This window comes from Pseudomonas sp. C6002, assembly GCF_013385805.1.
In the GTDB taxonomy this organism is placed as follows: Bacteria; Pseudomonadota; Gammaproteobacteria; order Pseudomonadales; family Pseudomonadaceae; genus Aquipseudomonas.
The window spans coordinates 18940-27780 of record NZ_JACAPH010000035.1 but is presented as its reverse complement, the minus strand read 5'-3'; the positions used below and the strand labels follow the sequence as shown (position 1 = coordinate 27780).

Annotated in this window: 11 protein-coding genes; 2 read left to right on the top strand and 9 right to left on the bottom strand. The window is 59.8% G+C overall.

Annotation, left to right across the window (positions count from 1 at the left end; all coding sequences use genetic code 11):
• Positions 1 to 24: 24 nt before the first annotated feature.
• From HX817_RS25930 to HX817_RS25910, 5 genes are read right to left on the bottom strand one after another with little or no spacing between them, the layout of a single operon-like run.
• The gene (locus tag HX817_RS25930; protein ID WP_003208000.1) at positions 25 to 414 is read right to left on the bottom strand and encodes a RidA family protein; all 390 of its coding nucleotides are present in this window, start codon (positions 412 to 414) and stop codon (positions 25 to 27) included.
• A 23-nt stretch (positions 415 to 437) separates the two neighbouring features.
• Positions 438 to 1223 (bottom strand): amino acid ABC transporter ATP-binding protein, encoded by a 786-nt coding sequence (locus HX817_RS25925; protein WP_003207998.1) that lies wholly within the window; start codon positions 1221 to 1223, stop codon positions 438 to 440.
• Positions 1220 to 1882, bottom strand: a complete 663-nt coding sequence (locus HX817_RS25920; protein ID WP_003207996.1) for an amino acid ABC transporter permease — start codon at positions 1880 to 1882, stop codon at positions 1220 to 1222. Before HX817_RS25920 ends, HX817_RS25925 begins: the two co-directional genes overlap by 4 nt.
• A 9-nt stretch (positions 1883 to 1891) precedes the next feature.
• Complete coding sequence (locus HX817_RS25915; RefSeq protein WP_003207993.1) at positions 1892 to 2554, bottom strand: amino acid ABC transporter permease; 663 nt, start codon at positions 2552 to 2554, stop codon at positions 1892 to 1894.
• A gap of 52 nt (positions 2555 to 2606) precedes the next feature.
• The gene (locus tag HX817_RS25910) at positions 2607 to 3455 is read right to left on the bottom strand and encodes a transporter substrate-binding domain-containing protein (RefSeq protein ID WP_003207992.1); all 849 of its coding nucleotides are present in this window, start codon (positions 3453 to 3455) and stop codon (positions 2607 to 2609) included.
• Between the two features lie 336 nt (positions 3456 to 3791).
• Between HX817_RS25910 and HX817_RS25905 the strand changes: the two genes are divergently transcribed.
• Positions 3792 to 4028: a hypothetical protein gene (locus HX817_RS25905; protein ID WP_003207990.1), complete on the top strand. Its 237-nt coding sequence runs from the start codon at positions 3792 to 3794 to the stop codon at positions 4026 to 4028.
• A 148-nt stretch (positions 4029 to 4176) separates the two neighbouring features.
• Positions 4177 to 4554 (top strand): co-chaperone YbbN, encoded by a 378-nt coding sequence (locus tag HX817_RS25900; RefSeq protein ID WP_177041614.1) that lies wholly within the window; start codon positions 4177 to 4179, stop codon positions 4552 to 4554.
• On the opposite strand, the gene HX817_RS25895 is transcribed toward HX817_RS25900, so the two are convergent.
• The 4 genes from HX817_RS25895 to HX817_RS25880 form a co-directional block, all read right to left on the bottom strand.
• On the bottom strand, positions 4490 to 5332 hold the full coding sequence (locus HX817_RS25895; RefSeq protein ID WP_177041612.1) for a PhzF family phenazine biosynthesis protein: 843 nt from the start codon (positions 5330 to 5332) through the stop codon (positions 4490 to 4492). The genes HX817_RS25900 and HX817_RS25895 overlap by 65 nt on opposite strands.
• 79 nt (positions 5333 to 5411) lie before the next feature.
• Positions 5412 to 6965, bottom strand: coding sequence for a TerC family protein (locus HX817_RS25890; protein ID WP_177008264.1), 1554 nt, complete (start codon positions 6963 to 6965; stop codon positions 5412 to 5414).
• A gap of 269 nt (positions 6966 to 7234) precedes the next feature.
• A complete protein-coding gene (locus tag HX817_RS25885) occupies positions 7235 to 7603 on the bottom strand; it encodes a lysozyme inhibitor LprI family protein (RefSeq protein WP_177041610.1) in 369 nt (122 codons plus the stop codon).
• A 12-nt stretch (positions 7604 to 7615) separates the two neighbouring features.
• The gene (locus HX817_RS25880) at positions 7616 to 8806 is read right to left on the bottom strand and encodes a sugar transporter (protein WP_008436945.1); all 1191 of its coding nucleotides are present in this window, start codon (positions 8804 to 8806) and stop codon (positions 7616 to 7618) included.
• Between the last annotated feature and the right edge of the window lie 35 nt (positions 8807 to 8841).

Sequence of the window (8841 nt, the reverse complement as noted above, 5' to 3'; positions counted from 1 at the left end):
CCTGTGGTCTCAAGAGACGGGCATTTAGCCTTTTTTCTTGTAGGCCACGCAATCGATCTCAACCTTGCAATCGACCATCATGTTCGCCTGCACACACGCCCGCGCCGGAGCATGTTCCGGGTTGAAGTATTCGCCGAAGACTTTGTTGAAGCTCCAGAAGTCCCGTGGGTCTTCCAGCCATACACCGACGCGCACCACGTCTTCCAGGGCGTAGCCGGCTTCTTCGAGAATCGCCACCACGTTGCGCATGGTCTGGTGGGTCTGCTCGACGATCCCGCCCGTGATGATTTCACCGTCCACCGCCGGCACCTGGCCCGACACGTACAACCAGCCATCCGCTTCCACCGCGCGGGCGAAAGGACGAGGCTGGCCGCCGCCTGCAGTGGCGCCGGTGCCGTAACGAGTAATGCTCATAATGGATCTCCTGAAGTGATGATTTAAAAACGAATGTTCTTGAGAAATTCCGCGAGTCGCGGCGATTGCGGGCGTTCGAAAATGTCTTTCGGCGGCCCTTGTTCTTCAATGCGGCCCTGGTTCATGAAGACGATCTTGTCCGAGACTTCATAGGCAAAGCGCATTTCGTGGGTGACCAGCAACATGGTCATGCCCTCTTCCGCCAAACCCTTGATTACGCTGAGCACTTCGCCCACCAGTTCCGGGTCCAGGGCCGAGGTGACTTCGTCGAACAGCATCAGGCTCGGGTTCATCGCAATCGCCCGGGCAATCGCCACGCGCTGTTGCTGGCCGCCCGACAATTGGCCCGGGAAATGATTGCGGCGCTCCAGCAGGCCGACACGATCCAACCATTTTTCCGCCAGTGCAACCGCCTCGTCCTTGCCCATCTTCTTGACCTTGAGCAGGCCCAGAGTGACGTTCTGCAAGGCGGTCAGGTGCGGGAACAGGTTGAACTGCTGGAAGGCCATGCCGGTCATTGCGCGGTGCTGGGAGATCACCCGCTCCGGGTGGCGCACGCGCTTGCCGCCGACCTCGCTGTAGCCGATGGATTCACCGTCGAGGGTGATCTGGCCGCCCTGGAATTCTTCCAGCAGGTTGACGCAACGCAGCAGCGTGGTCTTGCCCGAGCCGCTGGAGCCGATCAACGTCACGACGTTGCCGCGCTGCATGCTCAGGTCGACGCCCTTGAGCACTTCCACCGGGCCGTACTGTTTACGCAGGCCGCGAATGTTCAGCAGTGGCTGGCTTTCTTTTGAGAGTTGGTTCATGGCAACGCCACCCGCTTTTCAATGTAACGCCCCAACAATTCGATGGCGTAGTTGATGACAAAAAACATAAAGCCTGCAAACAGGTAGAACTCCAGGGTCATGAACGTCCGGGCGATGACCTGTTGGGTGCTGAGGAGCAGCTCGGCCACGCCGATCACCGACAGCAAGGTGGAAGCCTTGACGATTTCGGTGGACGAGTTGACCCAGGTCGGCAGGATCTGCCGCAGCGCCTGGGGTAACAGCACGTAGCCCAGGGATTGATAGAAGGTCAGGCCGATGGCCTTGCCCGCTTCCAGTTGCCCCTTGGGAATGGCCTGCAATGCACCGCGCACGATTTCCGAAACGTGAGAGCCGCAGAACAGCGTCAGGCCCACGGCACCGGCCTGGAACGCAGTGATCTGCCAGCCAAGCGCCGGCAGCATGTAGAAGCACGCCAATACCAGCACAAATACCGGCGTACCGCGGATCAGGTCGACGTACAGGCGAAACGGTGCGCGCATCCAGAATTTGCCGTAGGTCAGTACCAAGCCGGCGACGATGCCGATCAGGGTGCCGAAGATAATGGCCAGGGCCGAGCAGTAGACGCTGGTCTGGAACCCCGCCCAGAGGGTTTCCCGGGCGATCCACAACTCATGCAGCCAGCTGGGGGATTCGTACATGGGCGCTCCTTAGCGGCGAATTGCCAAACGCTGTTCCAGGTAACGGAGCAGCATGGCAATGAGGTAACAGGCAGCCACGTAGAGCGCGGTCGTGACCATCCAGGTTTCAATCACCCGGTAGCTTTCGACGTTGATCTTGCGGGCGTAATAGGTCAGCTCCGGCACCGCGATGGCGGCCGCGAGGGAGGTGTCCTTGAACAGCGAGATAAAGTTGTTCGACAGCGCCGGCAGCACGTTGCGCAGCATCACCGGCACGGTGATGTACGCGCGGATACGCCATTCGCCCAGGCCAATGGCCAGGCCCGCTTCACGCAACCCCTTGGGAATGTTCAGCAGGCCTGCGCGGAAGACTTCGGTGAGGTAGGCACCGGCGTACAACGACAGGGTGATGATGAACGAAGGGATCTTGTCCAGCCGGATACCCAGGCTGGGCAAGGCGAAGTAGATCAACAGGATCAGCACCAGGATCGGGGTGTTGCGGATCACCGTCACATACACCGAGGCCACGATGCGCAGCGCACGGTGTTTGGACAGCATCGCAAACGCCATCAACAGGCCGATCACGCAACCGATGGCGATGGACAGCAGTGCCAGTTCAAGGCCGAGGCCGAGCCCCGCCAGCAAGCTGGGGAAATCGCGCCACACAGCGGCAAAGTTCAACTGATAGTTCATGGTCGGCAGTACCTGATTGGGGCGCCGTCAGCGACGCCCCAGGGTTTACGAATTACTTGAACTCAACCGGGAAACCGATCGCAGGCTCTGGCAGATCCACACCGAACCATTGCTTGAACGAGGCCTTGTACATCGGGAACTCCACGCCGGTCATGGCTTCGTGCAGCGCGGTGTTGACGAAGTTCAGCCAGTCCTGGTCGCCACGCTTGACGGCGCACGCATAGGTTTGCGGGCTCCAGGCGTAGCTCGGGCTGCGGTAGCGGCCCGGGTTTTGCACCATGAGGTACTTGACCGAGGACTGGTCGGTGGCGGCGGTGTCGGCACGCCCGGAGTTCACGGCCTGGTACATCAGGTCGACGCTGTCGTACTGGTCGACCTTGGCTTTGGGCAATGCCTGGTGCACCAGTTCTTCGGCGTAGACGTTTTGCAGCACGGCCACGGTGACGCTGTCGCCAGCGGCTTGCAGGTCTTCGATCTCTTTGTATTTGCTGTTGGCCGGCAGCAGCAGGCCCACGCCTTCGCGGTAGTACGGCAGGGTGAAGGCCACCTGCTGCGCGCGGCTGGCGGTAACGGTGATGAACTGGCAGCTCATGTCGACCTTGTCGGTCAACAGGTTGGGAATGCGGGCATCGGAAGACTGCACCACGTATTCGACTTTGCTCGGGTCATTGAACAGACCCTTGGCCACGATGTGGCCGATGTCGATGTCAAAACCCTGCAACTTGCCATCCGCTCCCTGGAAGTGCCACGGCGCATTGGTACTGCCTGTACCCACGATCAGGTGCCCACGCTTGAGCACTGTATCGAGCTTGCTGTCCGCCGCCTGCACTACGCTGGCGAGGGAAGCCGATGCGGCGAAGAGAAAAACACACGCTTTGAACACGGAAGGTCGGTGATGCATGACAAGCACTCCAGGAGTTGTGTATTCCGCTATACCGGAACTTAGTATGTAACAACGGAATAGACAGCAGAAAGTGTGCCACACGCAGTAACAGAAAAATATTGCGGGATTAATTTCTTTTTAAATCAACGGGATAGATTTTTATCAGCGATAAGGCACTGGGCCAGCCGCTGCAATCAGATTGCTACCGTTGGCTACACACCGGGGTGACAGGCCACATTTGGGTGCGGGGGCGGGTCGTTACCGTGCACGAAAGCGGTGCAGTGGCCGGATGGAAGAATTCCGTGGCTGGGCTAGTCTTGGCAGATGATCGAGCCTCCCAAGGAACGCGTTCAGATGAAGATCAGTCTTGTCCTTATGTTGTTGTCGCTGGCATTTGCCACCCAGGTGTTCGCCAAGGATGACCGGCGCGAATGCAAGGCCGAGCTGGTCAGGCTGAAGGCGGCGTTCAGTACGAACTACACCACGCAGAATCATCATGGGTATCGTCGGGCCAAGGATGCCAAGGATCAGGGTGACTATAAGCAGTGCGTGGGGTTGGCGAAGAAGGCTCGGGAGCGGGCGGAGCGCTGAAGGCTTTGGGGCTGCTGCGCAGCCCAGCGGGAGCAAGCTCCCTCGCCACAATGGGCTACTTGGAGGTGGGTACCTGTTAGTTTTGACAGTAGACGGTTTTGATCGCCGGGATTAGCGTGGGCCAGGCCTTTCGCTCAAGGAGATCATCATGGGAATTGCAACGGCGGTGATTGCCGATGCCGAGCAGTATCAGCAGTTGCTCAAGACGCATAGAACGGTGTTCATGCTGTTTGTTTCGCAGCACTGCCCGGCCTGCGGGGAAGCCGGGCCACTGTTTGAACGGATTGCCGGGAAATACGCCAGCTCCGTGAAGAGCCTGGTGCTCGACACTGCCCGAACCCCTAGGCATCCCGAGGTTAACGGCACGCCTACCCTGCTGGTTTTCCAGAATGGCAAGATGATCAATAAGCTGGAGGGGTTCGACGAAAAAACGCTGAGGGAGACGTTCGCCAGGACCAGAATCAGTCCTCCAACATCAACCGCGCCGTACCCGAAACCCGAATCGAGGCACCCTTTTCATCGGTGATCTGCGCCTGCAAGCGCGAACGGCTGCCCATGTCCTCGCCTTGAATGATGTCGATGCGCCCGTTGTGCGGCCAGCCCAGGTCCCGCAGGTAGCCGGCAAAGGCAGCGGTCGCGGCACCCGTGGCCGGGTCTTCGTACACGCCGCCCACCGCAAACGGGTTGCGGGTGTGGAACAGTGTCGGGCTTTCGGCAAACACCAGCACCACGGTACCCAGCCCGGCGTCGGTCATGTAGCGGCGACCGGCTTCCAGTTCATAGTGCATCTGGCTGAGTTTGGCGCGGCTGGCGAGCGCCAGCACCAGGTGGGAGATGCCGGCATGGATGATCGCTGGCGGAATGCTTGGGTCCAGGTCATTGCGGGTGTAACCGAACAGGGTCAGGCCCGCGTCCACCAGGGCATCGTTGGCCGGTGCGCTGCGGGTTGGCGGGGATTGCAGCGCGGCCTCGATCAGGTCGCCTTCGCTGCGACCGCTGACCGAGATATCGCCATTGTTCAACGTCAGGTGGAATTCGCCATCGCCCAGCGCCAGGCTCAAGGCCGCACCGAGGGCGATGGTGGCATGCCCGCAAAACGCAACTTCGGACTCCGGCGCGAAGTACCGCACGCGCCAGCCGTCATCCTGCGGGCAGGCGAATACGGTTTCCGAAAACCCGACTTCGTGGGCGATACGCTGCATTTCTACAGCTTCCGGCAGGCTGTCACCGATCCAAACACCTGCAGGGTTACCGCCCTGGTTGCCGTCACAGAATGCAGAAATCTTAAGCACGTCCAAAGTCATTCGGGTAACCCTTCCTTAACGGTTCAGTGAGCGGCGATGCTATCCAAAGGCCAGCCCAGCGTCGAATGAAATTCACCCGTTAAAGAGGGGCCAGCAACACCTGCGTGACCCGCCGCTCCTCCACCGCCGCCACGGTCAGGCGCCAGCCTTCATGTTCCAGGCTGTCACCGACCACCGGCAGTCGATCCAGCAGGCTCATCACCAGCCCGGCCAGGGTCTGGTAATCCTCCGTCGCCACAGCCTTGAAGCCGGTGCGCTGGCGGATCAGGTTGAGGTTCAAGGCGCCATTGACGCGAAAACCACCCTCCTCCTCGACGATATCCGGGCCTTCGACCTCACTCGCATCCGGCAACTCACCGGCGATGGACTCGAGGATGTCGGTCATGCTCAACACCCCGATAAAGTCGCCGAATTCGTTGATCACGAAGGCAATGTGAGTCGACTCCTGACGCATCTGCTCCAGGGCATTGAGAATCGAAAAACTCTCCAGCAAGTTGACCGCCCGGCGCGCCAGGTGCTCCAGGTTCGGCTCGTTACCGGCCAGGTATTCCTTGAGCAACTCCTTCTTGTGCACAAAGCCCAATGGCTCGTCGACATTACCGTTGCGGATCAAGGGCAGGCGCGAGTAAGACGAATGCATCAGTTTCAGGCGGATAGTGTCGGGATCGTCCGACAGATCTATAGAGTCCACCTTCGCCCGAGGCGTCATCAGCGTACGGATCGGGCGTTCAGCCAGTTGCAGCACGCCACTGATCATCACCCGCTCGCGCCGGTCGAACAGCGGCCCGCCGTTGGCATCGGGGTTGTCCAGCAGGTCGGCGACCTCTTCACCCACCTCCTCCACTGCCAGATTACGCCCGCCGAGCAAACGCATCACCGCGTGGGCCGTACGCTCACGCCTCGGCAGCGTGCCCTGGGCCGACTTCTTGCGGCGCGACCGGGCGATCTGGTTGAACAGCTCGATCAGGATCGAGAAGCCGATGGCCGCGTACAGATAGCCTTTGGGAATGTGGAAGCCCAGGCCTTCGGCCGTCAGGGCAAAACCGATCATCATCAGGAAGCCCAGGCACAGCATGATCACCGTCGGGTGGGCGTTGACGAAACGGGTCAGCGGCTTGCTGGCAACGATCATCAGGCCGATGGAAATGATCACCGCGATCATCATCACCGCCAGCTCATCCACCATGCCCACGGCGGTAATCACCGCATCGAGGGAGAACACCGCATCCAGCACCACAATCTGCGCAACGATCGGCCAGAACATCGCATAGGCCACGTTGCCAGTGCGCTGAGCCACATGCCCCTCAAGGCGCTCATGCAATTCCATGGTGGCCTTGAACAACAGGAACACACCACCAAACAGCATGATCAAGTCACGGCCCGAGAAACTCTTGTCGAACACCTCGAACAGCGGTTGGGTCAGGGTCACCAACCAGGAAATACTTGCCAACAGGCCCAGACGCATCAGCAACGCCAGGGACAAACCGATCAGACGCGCACGGTCACGCTGCTCCGGCGGCAGCTTGTCCGCCAGGATCGCGATAAACACCAGGTTGTCGATGCCCAGCACCAGCTCCAGCACAATCAAAGTCAACAGGCCGAGCCAGGCCGTTGGATCCGCTAACCATTCCATTTTTCAGTATCTCTTCAAGTTTTTCAGAATGCCGGGCACGGCAACGCACGGTCGAGGGACCGGGTAAGGGTAGGCAATCGGAAGACGGGGTGCCTGGCCTGGAGGCAGGCGATCAGCGGGAACGGCGACAGTGCATGTCTTGGGGAAAGACGACTGGGAGGCTCCGAGAGGGTGTTCATGTAGGTCCTGTTGTGGGAAAAGGACTTGAATCGTACAGGCGAAACAAGAATTTCCTACAATGCAAAACTATTACAAGATCTGTAACTGCTTCAGAACGGCCCCTTCGTCATCACCCGCTCATCAATAAAGCTACGCAACATCGCAATACGCTCCGTATAGGCTTTGCTCAGGCAACTGACTTGGGCGCCGCACGTATGCCGTTGCTTGAGCCACACAGCCTGATCATCCATCAATGAACCGCGCCCGCCCATGGCCATGAAGTGCCGGTTGAGGTCATAAAGCAGCGCCATGGTCACGTCCTGATCATTCAGGGAGCGCGTGGCACAGATAGTTTTCTCGTCAGCCGCCTTCGCCCGGTCACAGTCAAAACTGGCCGCCAGGCTCACAGGGCTGAGCCACAACACGGAAAACCCGGCGAGCACTGCGAATACCGCCGGTTTAATCAAACGAACTGCCATGAAAATTACCTCCTACAGAGGGCTACGCGCCACACCCTGCCCAAACCGATAAATCGCCAGGCAATACCCAATCAACGCCACCGCTGCCAGCAACCCGCCCGCCGCGCCGATCCAGGCAAAACCAAAGTGGCTGCCCACCCAACTGCCCATCAACGCCCCACCGCCAATACCGATGTTGTAGATCCCGGAAAACATCGCCATCGCCACATCCGTGGCATCCGGCGCCAGCACCAGCACCTTCGATTGCAACGCCAGGCCAAAACCCATGATGGCCATGCCCCAGAACACACTCAGGGTCACCAGGTACGACACTTCGCCACTCAACGGCAGCAACAACGCCAGGCACAGCGCCAGTATGGTCACCGCGCTGATCAGGAAACGATGGGGGCTAAAGCGATGCACCAGGCTGAACAACAACGAACCAATAATTCCCGCGCCGCCAAACACCAGCAGGATCAGGGTCACCGTATTGCCACTCATACCGGCAACACCTTCAACAAACGGCTCAACATAACTGTAGGCAGTGAACTGCGCCGTCACCACCATCGCCGTCAGCACATACAACGCCACCAGCGCCGGGCGCTTGAACAACAGCGGCAAGCTGCGCAGCGAACCGGAGTTCTGGCTCGGCAGCAGCGGCAAGGTGCGCGCCAGCCAGAACACCAGCCCGGCGGCAAACGCGCCGATCACCAGGAAGGTGGTGCGCCAGCCCATGGCTTCGCCCAGCAAGCGGCCGAGCGGGATACCCAGAACCATCGCCAGGGAAGTACCGGTAGCCAGCAACCCAAGGGCCTGCACCTGCTTGCCCTCCGGCGCCAAACGCACCGCGAGGGAGGCAGTAATCGACCAGAACAACGCATGGGACAGGGCAATGCCGACCCGACTGAGCATCAGGATGCCAAAGCTGGTGGCCACGCTGGACAGGATATGGCTGGCGATAAACATGCCGAACAGCACGATCAGCAGCTTGCGCCGCTCGACGTTACGGGTCAGCAGCATCACCGGCAGCGAGGTCAGGGACACGATCCAGGCATAGATGGTCAGCATCAGGCCGACGCTGGCGATGGGCATGTCGAAGCTCGCGCCGATGGCACTCAGCAGGCCGACCGGTACAAATTCGGTGGTATTGAAAACGAAAGCGGCCAACGCGAGAGCGAAGACCGGTTGCCAGTTGGCTTGAGGTGTTGCGGCGGAAATGCTCATTGACAGGTCGTCGTACTCGTTTGCGCGCAGATCAA